General features: G+C 43.5%; 16 protein-coding genes. 2 read left to right on the top strand and 14 right to left on the bottom strand.

Annotation, left to right across the window (positions count from 1 at the left end):
- Nucleotides 1–47 precede the first annotated feature (47 nt).
- The 3 genes from OGM16_14215 to OGM16_14205 are packed head-to-tail and all read right to left on the bottom strand — an operon-like array spanning nucleotide 48 to nucleotide 3,983.
- Nucleotides 48–1,439, bottom strand: a complete 1,392-nt coding sequence (locus tag OGM16_14215) for an ABC transporter permease (GenBank protein UYJ45944.1) — start codon at nucleotides 1,437–1,439, stop codon at nucleotides 48–50.
- Nucleotides 1,426–3,234 (bottom strand): hypothetical protein, encoded by a 1,809-nt coding sequence (locus tag OGM16_14210; protein ID UYJ48473.1) that lies wholly within the window; start codon nucleotides 3,232–3,234, stop codon nucleotides 1,426–1,428. Before OGM16_14210 ends, OGM16_14215 begins: the two co-directional genes overlap by 14 nt.
- A 26-nt stretch (nucleotides 3,235–3,260) precedes the next feature.
- A complete protein-coding gene (locus OGM16_14205) occupies nucleotides 3,261–3,983 on the bottom strand; it encodes an ABC transporter ATP-binding protein (protein ID UYJ45943.1) in 723 nt (240 codons plus the stop codon).
- A gap of 559 nt (nucleotides 3,984–4,542) precedes the next feature.
- On the opposite strand from OGM16_14205, the gene pyrB reads away from it, so the two are divergent.
- Together pyrB and OGM16_14195 are read left to right on the top strand one after the other, a co-directional pair.
- A complete protein-coding gene (gene pyrB / locus OGM16_14200; protein ID UYJ45942.1) occupies nucleotides 4,543–5,466 on the top strand; it encodes an aspartate carbamoyltransferase in 924 nt (307 codons plus the stop codon).
- Nucleotides 5,460–5,891, top strand: a complete 432-nt coding sequence (locus tag OGM16_14195; GenBank protein UYJ45941.1) for an aspartate carbamoyltransferase regulatory subunit — start codon at nucleotides 5,460–5,462, stop codon at nucleotides 5,889–5,891. Before pyrB ends, OGM16_14195 begins: the two co-directional genes overlap by 7 nt.
- Before the next feature lie 134 nt (nucleotides 5,892–6,025).
- Here OGM16_14195 and OGM16_14190 read toward each other — a convergent pair whose 3' ends face one another.
- The 11 genes from OGM16_14190 to rsmB form a co-directional block, all read right to left on the bottom strand.
- Complete coding sequence (locus OGM16_14190) at nucleotides 6,026–6,394, bottom strand: VOC family protein (protein ID UYJ45940.1); 369 nt, start codon at nucleotides 6,392–6,394, stop codon at nucleotides 6,026–6,028.
- 11 nt (nucleotides 6,395–6,405) lie between these two features.
- Entirely contained in the window at nucleotides 6,406–7,701 is a 1,296-nt protein-coding gene (serS, locus tag OGM16_14185) for a serine--tRNA ligase (GenBank protein ID UYJ45939.1), read from the bottom strand.
- 134 nt (nucleotides 7,702–7,835) lie between these two features.
- Nucleotides 7,836–8,681, bottom strand: coding sequence for a pyridoxamine kinase (locus OGM16_14180; GenBank protein UYJ45938.1), 846 nt, complete (start codon nucleotides 8,679–8,681; stop codon nucleotides 7,836–7,838).
- Between the two features lie 12 nt (nucleotides 8,682–8,693).
- Nucleotides 8,694–9,311: an ECF transporter S component gene (locus OGM16_14175; GenBank protein ID UYJ45937.1), complete on the bottom strand. Its 618-nt coding sequence runs from the start codon at nucleotides 9,309–9,311 to the stop codon at nucleotides 8,694–8,696.
- Between the two features lie 132 nt (nucleotides 9,312–9,443).
- Nucleotides 9,444–10,094 (bottom strand): thiamine diphosphokinase, encoded by a 651-nt coding sequence (locus OGM16_14170; GenBank protein UYJ45936.1) that lies wholly within the window; start codon nucleotides 10,092–10,094, stop codon nucleotides 9,444–9,446.
- On the bottom strand, nucleotides 10,091–10,756 hold the full coding sequence (rpe, locus tag OGM16_14165) for a ribulose-phosphate 3-epimerase (protein UYJ45935.1): 666 nt from the start codon (nucleotides 10,754–10,756) through the stop codon (nucleotides 10,091–10,093). The genes OGM16_14170 and rpe overlap by 4 nt, the downstream gene beginning before the upstream one ends.
- Nucleotides 10,757–10,758: 2 nt before the next feature.
- Complete coding sequence (rsgA, locus tag OGM16_14160; protein ID UYJ45934.1) at nucleotides 10,759–11,637, bottom strand: ribosome small subunit-dependent GTPase A; 879 nt, start codon at nucleotides 11,635–11,637, stop codon at nucleotides 10,759–10,761.
- A 433-nt stretch (nucleotides 11,638–12,070) separates the two neighbouring features.
- A complete protein-coding gene (gene pknB, locus OGM16_14155; GenBank protein UYJ45933.1) occupies nucleotides 12,071–14,296 on the bottom strand; it encodes a Stk1 family PASTA domain-containing Ser/Thr kinase in 2,226 nt (741 codons plus the stop codon).
- Complete coding sequence (locus OGM16_14150; GenBank protein UYJ45932.1) at nucleotides 14,290–15,036, bottom strand: Stp1/IreP family PP2C-type Ser/Thr phosphatase; 747 nt, start codon at nucleotides 15,034–15,036, stop codon at nucleotides 14,290–14,292. Before OGM16_14150 ends, pknB begins: the two co-directional genes overlap by 7 nt.
- 1 nt (nucleotide 15,037) lies before the next feature.
- Entirely contained in the window at nucleotides 15,038–16,102 is a 1,065-nt protein-coding gene (gene rlmN / locus OGM16_14145; protein UYJ45931.1) for a 23S rRNA (adenine(2503)-C(2))-methyltransferase RlmN, read from the bottom strand.
- 14 nt (nucleotides 16,103–16,116) lie between these two features.
- On the bottom strand, nucleotides 16,117–17,502 hold the full coding sequence (gene rsmB / locus OGM16_14140) for a 16S rRNA (cytosine(967)-C(5))-methyltransferase RsmB (protein UYJ45930.1): 1,386 nt from the start codon (nucleotides 17,500–17,502) through the stop codon (nucleotides 16,117–16,119).
- Nucleotides 17,503–17,513: the final 11 nt, after the last annotated feature.

Raw genomic sequence — 17,513 nt, 5'->3', positions numbered from 1 at the left:
ATGATTCCATCTTACTTCCTTGTCTGGATCAGATACTGTTTGTTCTTTTATTCGTTTCGGATCGCTGCCAGCGGACTTAATTTCATAGCACGCATAGCAGGCATAAAACCAGCTGCCATACCCACAAAAACAGCAAAACCAATAGCTGCAAAAGCCAGCCATAAAGGAATCCTTGACAGATTTCCGCTCATTCCCATCATATCAGACATACTTACAAAACGGTTGACTATCACAGACACTCCATAGCTTAACAGCGCTCCCAGCACGCCACCCATAAAACCGATAAAGCCGGATTCAATAAGGAACATACTGCGGATATTTCCCATATCACAGCCTAAGACCTTCATAACACCGATTTCTTTGGTCCTCTCATAAATGGACATCATCATGGTGTTGGCAATACCGATGGCTGCCACAAACAAAGATACTGCACCGATTCCACCAAGAACTGCCTGTACCATATTGGACTGCTGTCTGGAACTTTCCAGCCAGTCCATCTGGCTGTTGACCTGATAGCCCTTATCTGCCAGGATCTTCTGCACCTGGGCCACATGTTCCATATCATCTACAAAAATCTCTGCGCTGTTGTATACAATATAATTTAATGGTTTGCCCTTTTTATTAGTGGGTTGTCCGGGAATAACCGTTCCTTTTTTAAAGGCTTTTTTCAACTGCTCCTTTAATCCATCAATATCTGTATATACAGACCAGGAATAGTTACTCCATTCATCAATTCCACCGGCAATCAAACCTGTGACCGGGATCATATACTTTTTCGGTGGTTTTACGCTGTTTCCGTCATCTCCGGTGCCGCCTCCCTGACTCTGGTAATAAGCATCCATGTCAAAAACTACAAAGACCGGTTTTCCCATAAGATCCACATCAGGCAGTTCTCCTGTATCCCAGTAACCTTTGCCTGTTTTCGCATTGGTAAAACGCTGGAGTACACCATTTCCAAAAACCATTCCCATTTCACCAGAAGCCGGGATGCGTCCTTCTCCTAAGTTCAATTGTTCTAAATAAGACTGGCTGACACCAGTTAAACTGATATACTGGGCTTCGTAAGCTCCCTGACGCATCAGCACATTCATTTCCAGTACCGGTGAAACCCCTGTTACATAAGGGATCTTCTGGAAGTCTGCGATCACCTCATCGGTAATATAAGATGTGTCCCCGCTTTTAGATGAGGAAGAAGAAAGGCTTGAACCTCCAACGATCCTTACAGAGCTTCCATTATCATTTGCATATACTTCTATAGTAGTCAGACTTCCCCAGGAAGCGATCTGCTCCATGGTCATCTCATTTAAACCGATTCCCAACGAAACCATGACTACAATGGAAGCCGTACCTATGATAACACCTAAAACAGTAAGAAAAGTCCTTAATTTTCTCCTGCGCAGGTTATTGACACTCATCATCAGAAGATCAGGAAATCTCATTTTCATCATCCTTTTGCTGTTTTGCTTCTTTGCGCTTTTTAATGAACTTCACCGTAAATACAGCTGCTGCAATAACAGCCACCAAAACGGCACCTCCGCCTGCTAAAAGAAGCTTATTATTGGCTTCTGAAGCTGCCTGTCCAGAAGCATCCACATCTTCAGGCATATCCATATTCCAGTCTTCCTGCACATCTTCCTCCACCAGAAGCGTCAGTTCCTTTTCCACCGGCTCCGCCGGCTGGCCATTTTCATCTTCATAGTTAATGACCACGCGCACCGTACCATCGTCTGCAGTGGCTGCTACACCTGAAAGCATGGTATCTACATTTCCTGTTTCACCTGGCTTGATATTTCCTACATAATAGTCCGTTGGCTTAATGGAATCTGCTTCAAAATTGACCGTTACATTATAAAGAACTACTTTTCCTGTATTGTTGATGCCGAACATAACATTGGATTCAGAACCTACGGTCATAGAATCAGGCATTACATCCATATTGCTGGTACTCAGTCTTGCATACTGCTTTACCGGGATATCCACGATAATGCTCTCTTCTGCATTCTTGAATTCAGGGCTGTCATATTTTTCTTTTACCGTAATGCCATAGGAACGCTGGTCAACACCTGCTTTGGCTGTAAAATGCGCCCGGACTTCAGTACTTTCTCCCGGTGCCAGAGAATTAACTACTTTAGAGGCAGTTCCGCTTTCTGTGGTGAAAACAGCACTGTCAGAAACCTTTTCTGACTCCAGGTTAAACAAAATATTGCTGGCCGGTACAGCCGAAGAAGCATTTTTCATGTTTAAAATCAGGTCAAACTCTTCTCCTGCGTACACGTCAGAAGGTTCTGTGCGATAGCTGTCTACGACCACCCGGGCCTTGGTACGGTCATTGGCATCAAAATCGCGAAGATCATCTTCTTTGTCCTTGGATATTACGTGAACAAAGAATGTATTTTCTTCCGTATGAAGATCACCTTCAGAGCTTAAACGGAAGGTAATGGTAAATTTAATAGGATAATACCCGGTATAGGAATCTTTCCGGATCGCCATGCTGTAATGAGCAGAAACGCTTTCTCCCGGCTGGATCCGGTCGTAAGTGCGGTCATAGTTACCGTCATTGATCTCAAACGGGAATTTAGCATCGTCCTCAGATAATCCCATGGATATAGTGACATCCTGGGCAGTGGTCTCCCTCTTATTACGGAAATTTACATCAAAATCAAGGACATTGGGATAAATGCCTCTGGGAGTGGACTGATTTTCGCCTATTACAAAATAATTTCCTTCTTTTTTATCTTCTTCATCGTCTGCTGAGGAAGAGGTGCTGGTAGAGATCCAGATATTAATATAATCTACATCAGAACCGCCATCCCATTCTAACTGGATCGGGATACTGTAATATCCCTGGCCTGCATCACGGCGCACTCTGGCAGATAAAGAAACGCTTTTTACATTTCCTGCCTTAATATTTCCTACATGTTTGGCAGTAAATGTAGTCTCCATGATCTCAAACGGATAATAGTCAATGGTATAATCACTGTCCCCGCTGCTCTCAATCTGTTGAAAATCACTGGTCTCAAGAAGACTGACACGCAGATTGTTCATATCTTCATCTGTGGCGCGGATGCGGAAAGGAATGCTCATGGATTTACCAATATTCCCCTTTGGTGCCTTGGTGGTAAATATATAGTCATTGCTGCTGGCATTGGTGTTATAGCCCAGTTTGAAGTCACCGGCATAAGCACTTAAGCTGCTGACGGCAGCAAATATCCATATAACGGCTAAAAGCGCCATTTTTTCCCATACATTGTTTTTCATTCTCATTCTCTCCTCTGACCCACTTCTATATTTACGATCTTACCGTCTACAATCCGTATCCGGCGGTCCGCATAGGAAGCCAGGTTATTGTCATGTGTGACCATAACAAGGGTCTGGTCCTGTTCTTTTACAATTCTCTGCATCAGCTGCAATACCTCCATGGTAGTTTTGGAATCCAGGTTTCCTGTAGGCTCATCTGCAAAGATGATCTGGGGTTTTACTACTAAAGCCCTGGCAATACCTACCCTCTGCTGCTGTCCTCCTGACATTTGGTTAGGCATATGCTTTTCCTGTTTGCCTACTCCTACCAGTTCCATGTATTCTCTGGCTTCTTTCAGGCGTTCCTTCTTTGGAACCCCTCTAAATGCCAGAGGAAGAGCCACATTTTCTATGGCGTTCATGGTATTTAAAAGGTTATATGACTGAAAGATAAAACCTACTTTTTCGCGGCGGAAAGCCACTAACTGTTTTTCTGTTAATTTTTCTATATGTACATTTCCAATGAGGATCTCACCTTTGGTAGGCTTTTCCAATCCCGCCAGCATATTTAAAAGAGTGGACTTACCGGAACCTGAGGTTCCTACTATAGCTACAAATTCACCTTTTGGGATTTCAAAGCTGACACCGTTTAAAGCCCGGACTTTTGTTTCTCCTACACGATATATCTTATAAAGGTCTTTTACGCGGATGACCGCAGACTCTTCTTTTTGATCTTCTACATTCAAAACAAACGCTCCTTTCTGCTATAGTCGCTTGTTTTTCTTTTGGACTCATTATAAACTCACGAATCCCGCGCTGACGCGCTCCACTGCCTGCTTACGCAGGCGATTCGTTCGTTAATGGCTTGTGAAAAACAAATGTCTGCTGCGCAGCCGCTTGTTTTTCCCTGCGCTCATTATATCTTAAACTCACGAATCCCGCGCTGACGCGCTCTACTGCCTGCTTGCGCAGGCGATTCGTTCGTTAATGGCTTGTGAAAAACAAATGTCTGCTGCGCAGCCGCTTGTTTTTCCCTGCGCTCATTATATCATAGTATCTTCATTCAGGCTCTCTGTTTTTCCTTGAAAGTTCCTTAAATATTTCTTACTCTGCTAACAAGACGATACTTTTAACGATTTTTTACAATTTTTCATAATTGCGCTTGACTTCCTATGAGTTTTATGTAAGAATATGTCGAGGCACATAATCAGTGCCATTCTGACTAAGATCAGCTGTCGCACTGGTTCAGTGCTGAAGTATTTCCCAAAATCATGTAATTGAATATAAAAGGCAAAGGAGAATCACATGAGACACTTATTGAATCCCTTAGACTTCTCTGTGGAGGAGATTGATGATCTTCTGGCGCTGGCAAGGGACATTGAAAGCAACCTTCCAAAATATGCCCATGTCTGCGACGGCAAGAAGCTGGCTACATTATTCTATGAGCCAAGTACCCGTACACGTTTAAGCTTTGAAGCTGCTATGTTAAACCTTGGCGGAAATGTTTTAGGTTTTTCATCTGCTAATTCCAGTTCTGCATCAAAGGGCGAAAGCGTTGCTGATACCATCCGCATGATTTCCTGCTATGCAGATATCTGCGCTATGCGTCATCCAAAAGAAGGTGCTGCTTATGTAGCTGCACAGAAAGCACGTATCCCGGTCATCAACGCAGGTGACGGCGGACACCAGCATCCAACACAGACTTTAACAGACCTTATGACCATCCGTTCATTAAAAGGTCGTCTGGATAACTTAACCATTGGCCTGTGCGGTGACTTAAAATTTGGCCGTACCGTCCACTCACTGATCAATGCCATGGTCCGCTATCCAGGTATAAAATTTATTCTCATCTCCCCGCCTGAGCTTCGTATCCCTGACAGCATCCGTGAGGACGTTCTGATTGCTAATAACATTCCATTTGAAGAAATCGGCAGTCTGGATGATTCCATCGGCCAGCTGGATATCCTGTACATGACCCGTGTGCAGAAGGAGCGTTTCTTCAACGAAGAGGATTATATCCGCTTAAAAGACTGCTACATCTTAGACAAGAAGAGAATGGCAATGGCAAAGGATGATATGTTTGTTCTCCATCCACTTCCAAGAGTAAATGAGATCTCTGTAGAAGTAGATGACGACCCAAGAGCTGCTTATTTCAGACAGGCACAGTACGGCGTATATGTTCGTATGGCTCTGATCATGACATTACTGGAGGTAGAAAAGCCATGTTAAATATCAGCGGATTAAAAGAAGGAATCGTACTTGACCATATTGAGGCTGGAAAAAGCCTTGATATCTACTACCACTTAGGTCTTGATAAATTAGACTGCCAGGTAGCTATCATCAAGAATGCACGAAGCAATAAAATGGGCCGCAAGGACATCATTAAGATCGAAGGCGGACTGGATAAGGTTGATCTGGATATCTTAGGATACATTGATCATACCATCACTGTTAATATCATCAAGGATGATCACATTGCAGAAAAGAAAGCATTAAAGCTTCCTAAAAAGATCACCAACGTGATCCACTGCAAGAATCCTCGCTGCATTACCTCTATTGAGCAGGAACTGCCTCATATCTTCTATCTTAGTGATGAAAAGACAGAGACATATCGCTGCCAGTACTGTGAAGAAAAATACAGCGATTTTAAATAAGACACATACCTAATCCCCCATCTGATGATGGGGGATTTTTTTATTTGTCCTGCAAAAAGACCAGACACATTTATCCGTTTTATCCGGATAAAAAGTCTGGTCTTTTTACATGTATTCTCTCTTATTTAATTCCCTTATTTACGTTCTGGTACGATCTCGATCCAGTATCCATCAGGATCAGTGATAAAATAGATTCCCATAGACGGATTTTCGTAGCAGATGCAGCCCATTTCCTCATGCTTTTTATGGATGCCATCGTAATCATCTACATGAAAAGCCAGATGGAACTCACATTCTCCAAGATTATATGGCTCTGTGCGGTCTTTTAACCAGGTCAGTTCCAGTGTGAAATCTGAAACTCCATCACCTAAGTAAACCAGCTTAAAAGAGCCGTCAGAAGCATCTTTTTCCCTTACTGGCTCCAGGCCTAATGCTTCTTTGTAAAAAGCAAGGCTCTTATTAAGATCTAATACATTAAAATTGAAGTGATTAAATTTGATCATAAAAAACCCCATTATTTGTTATTCTTTGGAACCATAGCTTCCATACCGCCCATGTAAGGTCTTAATACCTCAGGAATACGTACAGAACCATCAGCCTGCAGGTTGTTCTCTAAGAATGCGATCAGCATACGTGGCGGAGCTACTACTGTGTTGTTTAAAGTGTGAGCCAGATACTTGGTGCCATCTTCTCCCTGAACACGGATCTTTAAGCGGCGTGCCTGGGCATCACCTAAGTTGGAGCAGCTTCCTACTTCAAAATACTTCTTCTGTCTTGGAGACCATGCCTCTACGTCGCAGGACTTAACCTTTAAGTCGGCTAAGTCACCGGAACAGCACTCCAAGGTTCTTACCGGAATATCCATGGAACGGAACAGGTCTACTGTGTTCTGCCACAGCTTATCATACCACATCGGGCTTTCTTCTGGTTTGCAGACAACGATCATTTCCTGCTTCTCAAACTGATGGATACGGTATACACCTCTCTCCTCGATTCCATGGGCACCTTTTTCCTTACGGAAGCATGGAGAATAGCTGGTCAGGGTCAGCGGCAGCTGTGTCTCTGGAGTAATGGTATCAATAAACTTACCGATCATGGAATGCTCACTGGTTCCGATCAGGTACAGGTCTTCTCCCTCGATCTTGTACATCATAGCGTCCATTTCAGCAAAGCTCATAACGCCAGTCACTACATTGCTGCGGATCATGAAAGGAGGTACACAGTAAGTAAATCCACGGTTGATCATGAAATCCCTAGCATACGCAATAACTGCGGAATGCAGTCTTGCGATATCACCCATTAAGTAGTAGAAGCCGTTTCCTGCTACTCTTCTTGCTGCATCTAAGTCAATGCCATTGAAGCTTTCCATAATATCTGTGTGATATGGGATCTCAAAATCAGGTACTACCGGCTCGCCAAAACGTTCAATCTCTACATTCTGGCTGTCATCTTTGCCAATCGGCACGCTTGGATCGATGATATTAGGAATAGTCATCATGATCTTTAAGATCTTTTCAGAAAGTTCTGCTTCTTTTGCTTCTAATTCAGTCAGTCTTGCAGAGTTAGCACTAACCTGCTTCTTAACCTCCTCTGCTTCTTCCTTTTTGTCCTGCCCCATAAGAGCACCGATCTGCTTGGACAGTTTATTTCTGCTTGCTCTTAAATCATCTGCTTCCTTCTGGGTAGTGCGGTTTTCTGCATCCAGCGCAATAACCTCATCTACCAGCGGCAGCTTGCTGTCCTGAAATTTATTCTTAATATTCTGCTTTACAATGTCTGGATTTTCTCTGACAAACTTTAAATCTAACATGCTACTCCTCCTGGATCTTCATTTCCTTATTTATATAGCGATCAGTTTATATAGAATACATACCATATTTCGCCAACTGTTATTGAGTATATAACATTTTCCCAAGATTGAAAAGACCTTTTTGTGTTTAGGGTTCATTTTCCGCTGTACCGCACCAGCTTGCCCATCAGTTCTTCAAAGCATACGCCATTTTCCACTGGTATCTGAAGTTCTTCAGAGCGGCGGATACAGTCTTTTACAAAATCTGCAGCTAGTGCCACTCCCTCTGACAAGCTTCCTCCTCTTACACAGACACCTGCTACTACTGATGAAAATACGTCACCTGTACCTGGACGTTCTGTACCGACCTTTTTGCGGCGGATATAAGTTATTTTCTTTTCCCTTTCCGCTACTGCATTGACCAGATACTGTCCTTCTCTCACACCGGTGATCACAACGCCAGATGGACCCATAGCAAGAAGTTCTTCTGTAAGCCCTTCTATCTCTTTCCGGCTCCAGCCTTCTTTTTTAAAAGGGCGTTCTGTTAAAATGCAGGCCTCTGTAAGATTTGGTGTTAAAATATCTGCCATTTCTGCAAGTTCCCGCATTTTCCGGCACATGGTTTCTGTATAAGTGGCATAGGTTTCCCCGTGGTCTCCCATGATCGGATCCACGATCACTTTGGTTTCCGGTTTCTTAAATTCAGTGATCATATCTTTAACTATCTGGATCTGGCGCTCAGAGCCTAAAAAACCGGAGACAATGCCATCAAAGGATAATCCCAGTTCTTTCCATTTTTCAATATAAGGTTCCATTTTATCAGTATAATCATCAAAAAAATACACTGGGAAACCGGTGTGATTGGAAAGCACTGAGGTGGGAACCGGACAGCACTGGATCTTCAGTGCCGCTAAAACAGGCAGAGCCGCTGTAATAGAACAGCGGCCATAACCTGAAAGATCATTGATCATTGCGATTTTTTTCTGGTGGTATTGTGTCATTCTTCACTCCATTTATTTTAATTTATCGAATAACCCAGAACGGATCAGCGCCGTTCTTACCGGCATGTAGATCACAACAGATGCAATGGTGGATGTAACTGCATTAATAGAAGTTGCTGCTACATTCCATGCAAGTGTCAGATCTGCTGCAGGTTTTCCCATGATCCATAATTTGTAGTAATAACCTACTAAAGGATCAAAGATCACATTAAACAGCAGACCGCTGACTGCTGCAGCAATTGCATAAGTTAATACTTTTTTACTGTCCTTTGTTTCATTAATATGTCCGATGTGATGCGCTACTAAACCTGCGATCAGGCCAATACAAAGCTTTAAAACAAAGGTCTTTGGTGCATAGAACACATACTTAGGATCAAAAAGATCACCGATGGTCATACCGATAGCACCGCCTAAACCGCCGTAAAAGCCGCCTAAAAGCAATGCACCTAAAACGCAGACTGCATTTCCAAGATGAATAGATGTTGCATCTCCGCCTGGAAGATAGATCTTAAACTGTAAAAATGTAAATACCACGTAGGATAATGCTGCAAAAAGTCCTGTAAGAGCGATCTTATATACTTTATTGCTCCCTGTTTTTGAGTCTTCATGTACTGCCTGTGCTGTATTCATAATTGACCTCCTCTGTCCGGTTTATTGTTAGTTATTTATCCGGCTCTTTTACTTAGAAGGTATACTAACACTTTAGTGGATAGTTTTAAATATCCAGTTTATTCATTTTAAACCAGTCCAGTTTTTGATCCATCAGTCATGGGACTCTACCGTGATCAGAACACCGTCAGACAACGTAATCCTACCTTCCTCTTCCACCAGCTCATTGCTGATACAGAGGCTGGTTCCAATAAAAATATCACGGTCTGTAAGTGGATACTTAAAGCCTTTTAAAGTGATCCCTTTTACTTCTTGCGTAAGAGGCAGGAAGGAAATATATTTCCCCCATACTGCATCTTTTCGAAAAATATGTTCCCCATCTATAAGATACAGACGGTTCTGGGGATCCACAATCTCTGCATAAGTGCCTTTTTGCAGGCATGGAAACAGCAGATGGATATTCCCGATCATATGATCCAGTCTTCCTCCTGTAGCTCCCAACAGCGTAATATAGCTGCAGTTCATGGCAAGAGCACGCTTAATGGCAAGCTCTGTGTCTGTATCATCTTTTTCCGGCTGATGCACTTCCCATATGATATGTTCCATTTTCCGGTAGTAAGACAATATCTCCGGGCGGACAGTATCAAAATCTCCTACGATCACATCCGGGATGATCCCCAGCTCTTTTGCAGCTTCCAGTCCTCCATCTACAGCTATTACTTTTTCATATTTACTTTTCTTTAAAAAAGAACCGGCGAAAGCAAGGGAAAGCTTCCCGCCGGTCAAGATCAGACAACGTTTCATTTCTCGTATTCCTTAAAGATCTCATTAAATTCTTTTACTCTTGCTGCCGGATCGGAACCGAAAACAGCAGAACCTGCGACAAATACATTGGCACCTGCTTCTAATACCTCTCTTACATTGGCTGCGCTGATGCCACCATCTACCTGTATATTAGCAGTAAGACCCTTTTCATCACACATAGCCCGCACCTGCTTTACCTTTTCTAATGTATAAGGAATGAACTTCTGGCCGCCAAAACCTGGATTTACAGTCATGATCAGTACCATGTCCACCTGACCTAAGATACATTCCAGTACAGATACAGGAGTAGCTGGATTTAAGGCAACACCTGCTTTGCAGCCAGCCTCCTTGATCTGGTTTACAACCCGGTCCAGGTGGGTACATGCCTCTGCATGGACAGTAATGATATCTGCTCCCGCATTTTTAATATCTTCTATATAGCGCCCTGGTTCTTCCACCATCATATGAACATCAAAAGTCATATTCGTAACTTTTCTTAAGCTTTTAAGAACCGGCATTCCAAAAGAAATACTTGGAACAAAGGCTCCATCCATTACATCCAGATGCAGATAAGGTGCCCCTGCTTCTTCAATCTCATGAACCTGTTCTCCCAGTCTGGTAAAATCTGCCGCCAGTAATGACGGTGCTACTTTGTATTCCATAATTAATATCTCCTTTTCTGCTTTAATTCATCATACATCAGATGATAATTGTCGTAGCGGCTCCGGCTGATCTTTCCTTCTGCTACTGCATCTTTTACACCGCACACCTTTTCTCCTATATGAACGCAGCCCAAAAACCTGCAGCCGCTTTCATACTGGCTAAATTCCGGGAAATGATCCTTTAACTCATTTGCTTCTATATCCGGCGTAAACATAGAACTAAATCCCGGCGTGTCCATCATGTAAGTATCTTTTTCAACAAAAAACAACTGTGAATGACGGGTAGTGTGCTTTCCACGCTCAATCTTGCGGCTGATATCTCCTGTTTCCATCTCTGCCTCCGGCTGGATACAGTTGGTAAGGGAAGATTTACCTACACCGGAAGGGCCTGCCAGTACCGTAGTTTTTCCGCGAAGAAGGCTTCTAACCTGTTCAATACCAGTTTCTTCCATAGCACTGATAAAATACACCGGATAGCCCGCCGGTCCATAAATGCTTCTATACTGTTCCATCAAAGCCTCATCTCCCAGGTCCTGCTTATTAAAGCATAATGTTACCGGGATATCTTCCATGGACATCATCACTAAAAAGCGGTCTAAAAGATTTAAATTCGGTGCCGGATGAGTCAGTGCAAAAAGCACCAGTGCCTGGTCCACATTGGCAGCTGCCGGACGGATAAGCTGATTTTTTCTTGGAAGGATCTCATCAATATTTCCCTCCATGGCTTCTTCATCCAGCACAGAAAACTCTACATCATCACCAACTAAAGGCTTGATCTTCCGGTTTCTGAAGATTCCTTTGGCCTTACACTGATATACTTTATTTTCGCCATTGTTTACGTAATAGAATCCTGCGATCCCTTTGATTATCTTTCCTGTCATTTTTTCTCCTAGCTGCTTTTATGTTCTCCCGGAGTCTTTTGCAGTGAAAGGACATTGGCAATCTGCCTTCACTGCCTGCTCATAACCAAATAACTGCCATACAGTCTCTAGTACATCGTTTCGTAAATAACTGTACTAATCACGTAGGATGCGGATTTGAGTGTGCAGGTCTAAAAACGCAGGCGTAGCGGGCTACGCTGAGGCTTTTAGGCCTGTGCAATCAGATTCGCAGACAAGTGAGCGGTATAGTTATTTCGAAAACGATGTACTAGTGTACTGTATCATTCACATTTCGCATAATGACTTGCCTGAATTTCCATCTGCTGTGTTGTCGTCAATCGACGATGCCACCGCATCGCCTCATTCCTCCGCCTTGCAGATTGAAAATTCATTCTGCGTCATTTTGCTGAAAGTGAATGATACAGTACACTAGTTATCCTACCGGGAAGAAAGAAACCGGATAAGAAGCGATCACAGTATCCTTCTCTACATCTACCACTTCTACTGTACCGTTTTCCACGCCGTATGCTCCCTTGATCCTTGGGAATACCACCGGAATATCCTGGGAACCTACCACCAGCCTTGGACTGATCAGCGGAGTATATACTTCTGCCCCACTTGCATCCTTCTGCTTTAACCGGATAGATATTTTTACACTGCTTGTCTGGGAAGCCGGTCCAATATAATTGCTCAAAGAACAGGTAGTATCTATGGAGCCCATATAATAGGACTCATCTGCTGCCTGTGCCTGGGTACTTCCTTCTTCTTCCATCTGATTAACCACATAATCAACTGTGGCAGACGGCTCTAAAACAGTTCCCGGAAGTGCAGACTGGCTCAGAACTGTACCTTCTGGCTTCCCTGCATCATAATCGTAGGTCACAGTACCCGTTTTCAATCCCGCTGCCTTTAAAAGGGCATCTGCTGTAACTTCGTCTCTTCCGATCAGCTTTGGCACCTGTCCCTGGGCTGTCTTTGGCCCTGTGCTTACAACCAGTTCAATGGTATCCCCTGCTTTTGCCTGCTGTGGACTGTAGCGGATAACTTTTCCTGTTTCAATATTATCGTTTGCCTCTTCTTTTAAGGTAACTTGCAGTTCTTTATCTTTTAAAAGTTTCTGGGCATCTTCTCCTGAAAGCTGCTCCAGTCCCAATGAAGAAAGATCTACTTTATCACTTCCCTTACTGATGGTCACGCCAACTGTACTCCATTTTTCCACTACTTCGCCTTCTGCCACATCCTGGCGCATGACCTGGTCTGCTTTATAATTATCAGAGTAATCTTCTGTTTCTATACTCATTACCAGGTTGTATTCTTTCAGCTTAGCCTCTGCCATATCCTTTGGAAGTCCCAGTACATTTGGCATATAAGTCTGGTTATCTGCCAAGGAAACATTAATGCCTTCTGTGGCCGTTTCACTGGTAACTACTTCCGTTTCCTTATCCTGTCCGCTTTTTGGCCAGAAAAGCCCTGTCAGCCTTGAAAATACAAAAATAACTACCACCGCTACTAAAACAGCGGCAAAAATACCCATCACCATAATAATACGTTCAAACTGGGTACTTACATCTTTTTCTTTCTTTCTGTCGCTGCGTTTTTTATGGACTGGTATCTGAGGCTGTGTTTCCTCTTTATCATATCCATCCCCGTCATTCTCTTCTGTTTCCGGTGTCTGGATACTTACAGCCGGGTCATATTCCGGCTCTTTTACCACAATATCCTCTGTGTGGGGCCGTCTGCGCTCCTGGATCTGGGACAGTTCTTCCCTGGAAATAGGTCTTGTTACATAAGGATCATTTTCCTCATCTGTCTGAGATACTGCCCCGTAAATATCATAATCCGGATCTACCATTACATGGCGCAGATCTGTGATCACATCTCCAATAGAAGAATATCGTCTGTCCGGTTTTTTCTGGGTACATTTTAAAATGATCTGTTCTAAACCACTGCTTACCACCGGATTTAACTGGGAAGGCGGTGTAATAGGCGTCTCTAAATGGGCAAGGGCAACAGCAACTGTATTGTCCCCTTCAAAAGGGACTCTGCCTGTGACCATTTCATACATGGTAATACCAAAGGAATATATATCACTTCTCTCGTCACAATACCCCCCTCTGGCCTGTTCTGGTGAAATATAATGGACAGAACCTACTGCTGTAGCATTCATGGTCTGGCTGGATACAGCTCTTGCAATGCCAAAATCAGCTACTTTCACATTTCCATCTCTGGAAATGATCATATTCTGAGGCTTGATATCCCGGTGGATGATGTGCTGCTCATGAGCAGCTGCGATTCCCTGCGCCACCTGGATAGCAATGCCGATTGCCTCTTTATTTTCAAGAAAGCCCTTCTTTTCGATGTAGCTTTTTAAGGTGATACCCTCAATCAGCTCCATAACGATATAATGAAGATTGCCTTCATCTACTACATCATAAACATTGACAATATTAGGATGGGAAAGTCTGGCTGCCGCCTGAGCTTCCATTTTAAATTTGCTGACAAAATTCTCATCAGAAGCAAATTCTTCTTTTAAGACTTTAATGGCTACTAAACGGTCTAAGGTATGACATTTTGCCTTGTATACCACAGACATGCCGCCAGAGCCGATCCGTCCTAATATCTCATAACGGTCCTGAAGATATGTTCCCTGATTTAACATGATCCCATCCCTCCTTCCTGAGGCTTCACAAGTACAACAGCAATGTTGTCTGTTCCTCCTCTCTTATTTGCCTCTGCGATCAGACGTACTGCCTTTTCTTTTAAGGTGCCTTCGGAGAGAACAATGGAACACATCGTATCATTGTCCACCATATTGCTCAGTCCATCTGAACAAAGTAAAATGTAATCTCCCTGTTCTAATTCTTCCTCAAAGAAATCCGGCTCTATATCCGGTTTGATGCCTGCCGCCCGGGTAATAATATTCTTTTTCCTGTTATAATCAGCACTTCCCCTCTGCATCATCCCCATAGCCACCATTTCCTCTACATAGGAATGATCCCTGGTGATCTGACGGATAGCCCCATCATGGATCAGATACAAGCGGCTGTCTCCTACATTAGCTGCATAAAGAATGCCCTCTTCGATCACAGCTGCTACCAGTGTACAGCCCATTCCCTGAAATTCTTCTCTTTCCAGAGACATTTCATAAAGAGCTTTATTCACTGTTTTAATTCCCTCTTTTAACTGGGTAACACAGGGACCGTTCTGACGGTGATTTAAATACACCACCAGATTTTCCACCATAAAGCGGGAAGCATAATCTCCCGCCTTGTGGCCTCCCATTCCATCTGCTACCAGAAAAAGATCCGGCAGAAAACCTACTTTTTCAGGAGAAGCATAAATATAATCCTGATTCATGGAACGGACTCTTCCCGTGTCTGTCAGTGCATATGCTTCCATATCAGATCTCTCCTTCCTCCAGATAGCTCTTTCTTAACTGACCGCAGGCACCGCCAATATCACGTCCCATTTCCCTGCGCACCGTTGCGTTGATCCCATGCCGTTCCAGATAATTTTTAAACTGTTCTATGGCCTTTTTGTCTGACTGGACATAATCCCGTTCTTTAATAGGATTGACCGGGATCAGGTTCACATGTCCATGCTGGTCTTTGATCAGCTCTGTTAGGGCTTTTGCCTCCTCTAAGTTATCATTAACTCCTTTTACAAGGCTATATTCAAAGGTAAGTCTTCTTCCTGTTTTTTCAAAATAATAATGACAGGCTTCCAGCACATCTTTAAGCTTAAAGCTGTTAGCTATAGGCATCAGGGTCTTTCGCACCTCATCATTAGGTGCATGTAATGACAGTGCCAGTGTGACCTGGAGTCCTTCTTCTGCAAATTTCCGGATCCCCGGCACAATTCCACAGGTGGAAATAGTCAGGTTTCTCTGGCTGATATTTAAGCCCTTGTCACTGGAAATCAGACGGATAAAGCGGACCACATTATCATAATTATCCATGGGTTCTCCGGAACCCATTACTACAATATTGGACACCCGCTCTCCGGTAATAGTCTGGATGCGGTAAATCTGGTCAAGCATCTCAGAAGGACGTAAATTCCGCTCCATACCATCCAGAGTAGACGCACAGAAACGACAGCCCATGCGGCAGCCCACCTGGGAAGAAATACATACAGAATTTCCATGGTGATACTGCATCCATACGCTTTCTATCACATTTCCGTCCTCCAAGCGGAACAGATATTTTCTGGTGCCGTCAATGGCAGAAATACGCTCTCCTGCTGTCTGCAGTGCTGTAAGACTGTAATTGTCCTTTAACTTCTGGCGCAGATCCTTTGACAATGTGCTCATATCATCAAAGCTTTCTGCCAGCTTTACATGAAGCCAGTCATAAAGCTGCTTTGCCCTGAAAGATTTCTCTCCCAGGGCTGTCATCTCTACTGTCACTTCTTCCAGTGTCATAGACTTTATATCTTTTTTACCTTTTGTATCGATCAGGTCTAACATATATGCAAATACTCCTATGCTTCTCTTTTAAAAACACTGATGAAAAAGCCATCAAAATCTTCAAATGGATGGATACCAGCAAGGATCTGGATCTGACCATTTTTAAGGTCTGCTCCCGGATACATATTCTCTTTTAAACATGCGTATCTCTCTCCCTTTGAAGAAAAAGCTTCTGTCAGGTCTTCCGGCTTAAATGGCAGATTTTCTGTGATCCAGCGGGCATTTTCTGCATTTTCCTCTTTATTGATAGTGCATGTGCTGTAGATCAGGCGGCCGCCTGGTTTTACATACTTCCACACAACAGAAAGGATCTCTTTTTGCAGCTTTGAAAGCTCCCGTAAGTTTTCTTTTGTGGTGTGGTACTTTATATCCGGCTTTCTTCCAATAATTCCCAGTCCGGAGCAAGGCAGATCGGCAATGACCAGATCTGCTTTATTTTCACTTTCAGGATCAAATTCAGTGGCATCCCACTGGACTGCTTTTATGTTTAATGCACCCATACGGCTGGCATTTTCTTCGATCAGTGCCACCTTCTGGTATGTAAGATCCCTGGCTTCCACGCAACCGGTGCCTTCCATTTTATCTGCCAGATGCAGGCTTTTTCCGCCGGGTGCTGCGCATACATCTATGATATAGCTGCCTTTTTCCGGTGCAGCCAGCTCACCAACTAAAGCTGAGCTGATGTCCTGTACCTGGATCCAGCCTTTCTGAAAGGCATCAAGGCTTTCCATATGATCATACTCAGATAAAGCCAGCATAGAATCAAAGCCTTCTACCTGCTCTGCACTAACCTGCTGTTTTTTTAAAGCTGCCAGGATCTCTTCTTTTGATGCCAGGTTCAAATTGCAGCGCACCCATACTGGCCGTTCTTTTAAAAAAGAAGCGGCGATCTTTTCTGCGCTTTCCTTTCCCCAGTCTTTTTCCCACATGGAATACATCCACTGCGGAAGACTATAGCGCAGATAAGGCTCCTTAAGGTCCAGTTCTTCTTTATTTCTTGCAATAGTACGTAAAACTCCGTTTACAAAGCCTTTCAGCCCCTGAAAATGGTGGTGTACAGCCAGTTTCACTGCTTCATTGCATACAGCGCTGTCTGGCACACGGTCCATGTAAAGGAGCTGGTAAACGCTCATCCGGAGTATATTACGGATGAGCGGTTTCATTTTTTCTGTTTTGGTTTTTGAATAGCTGTTTATAATAAAATCAATCTGAAGCAGATATTCCAGGGTTCCTTCTGTTACTCTGGTGATAAATGCCCGGTCCGGTTTTTCCAGATACTGGTATTTACTTAAAGCCTGATTTAATACCAGATGGACAAAATTACCCTTATCCAGTACCTCTGTCAGGATACCAAGTACGATCTCCCGGTTCTCCAGACCTCTGTCTATGGCTTTTGCCATATCATGTTCCC

The organism is Lachnospiraceae bacterium, from assembly GCA_025758065.1.
In the GTDB taxonomy this organism is placed as follows: Bacteria; Bacillota; Clostridia; order Lachnospirales; family Lachnospiraceae; genus Enterocloster.
Note: the sequence above shows the minus strand (reverse complement) of the source record. Positions and strands in the feature narration are given on the sequence as shown.

Bases quoted from the DNA above. Each gene is read 5' to 3' on its own strand.
- OGM16_14215 (UYJ45944.1), bottom strand. From the start codon at position 1,439: ATGAGATTTCCTGATCTTCTGATGATGAGTGTCAATAACCTGCGCAGG.
- OGM16_14210 (UYJ48473.1), bottom strand. From the start codon at position 3,234: ATGGCGCTTTTAGCCGTTATATGGATATTTGCTGCCGTCAGCAGCTTA.
- pyrB (UYJ45942.1), top strand. From the start codon at position 4,543: ATGAGACACTTATTGAATCCCTTAGACTTCTCTGTGGAGGAGATTGAT.
- OGM16_14195 (UYJ45941.1), top strand. From the start codon at position 5,460: ATGTTAAATATCAGCGGATTAAAAGAAGGAATCGTACTTGACCATATT.
- OGM16_14190 (UYJ45940.1), bottom strand. From the start codon at position 6,394: ATGATCAAATTTAATCACTTCAATTTTAATGTATTAGATCTTAATAAG.
- serS (UYJ45939.1), bottom strand. From the start codon at position 7,701: ATGTTAGATTTAAAGTTTGTCAGAGAAAATCCAGACATTGTAAAGCAG.
- OGM16_14180 (UYJ45938.1), bottom strand. From the start codon at position 8,681: ATGACACAATACCACCAGAAAAAAATCGCAATGATCAATGATCTTTCA.
- OGM16_14175 (UYJ45937.1), bottom strand. From the start codon at position 9,311: ATGAATACAGCACAGGCAGTACATGAAGACTCAAAAACAGGGAGCAAT.
- OGM16_14170 (UYJ45936.1), bottom strand. From the start codon at position 10,094: ATGAAACGTTGTCTGATCTTGACCGGCGGGAAGCTTTCCCTTGCTTTC.
- rpe (UYJ45935.1), bottom strand. From the start codon at position 10,756: ATGGAATACAAAGTAGCACCGTCATTACTGGCGGCAGATTTTACCAGA.
- rsgA (UYJ45934.1), bottom strand. From the start codon at position 11,637: ATGACAGGAAAGATAATCAAAGGGATCGCAGGATTCTATTACGTAAAC.
- pknB (UYJ45933.1), bottom strand. From the start codon at position 14,296: ATGTTAAATCAGGGAACATATCTTCAGGACCGTTATGAGATATTAGGA.
- OGM16_14150 (UYJ45932.1), bottom strand. From the start codon at position 15,036: ATGGAAGCATATGCACTGACAGACACGGGAAGAGTCCGTTCCATGAAT.
- rlmN (UYJ45931.1), bottom strand. From the start codon at position 16,102: ATGTTAGACCTGATCGATACAAAAGGTAAAAAAGATATAAAGTCTATG.
- rsmB (UYJ45930.1), bottom strand. From the start codon at position 17,502: ATGGCAAAAGCCATAGACAGAGGTCTGGAGAACCGGGAGATCGTACTT.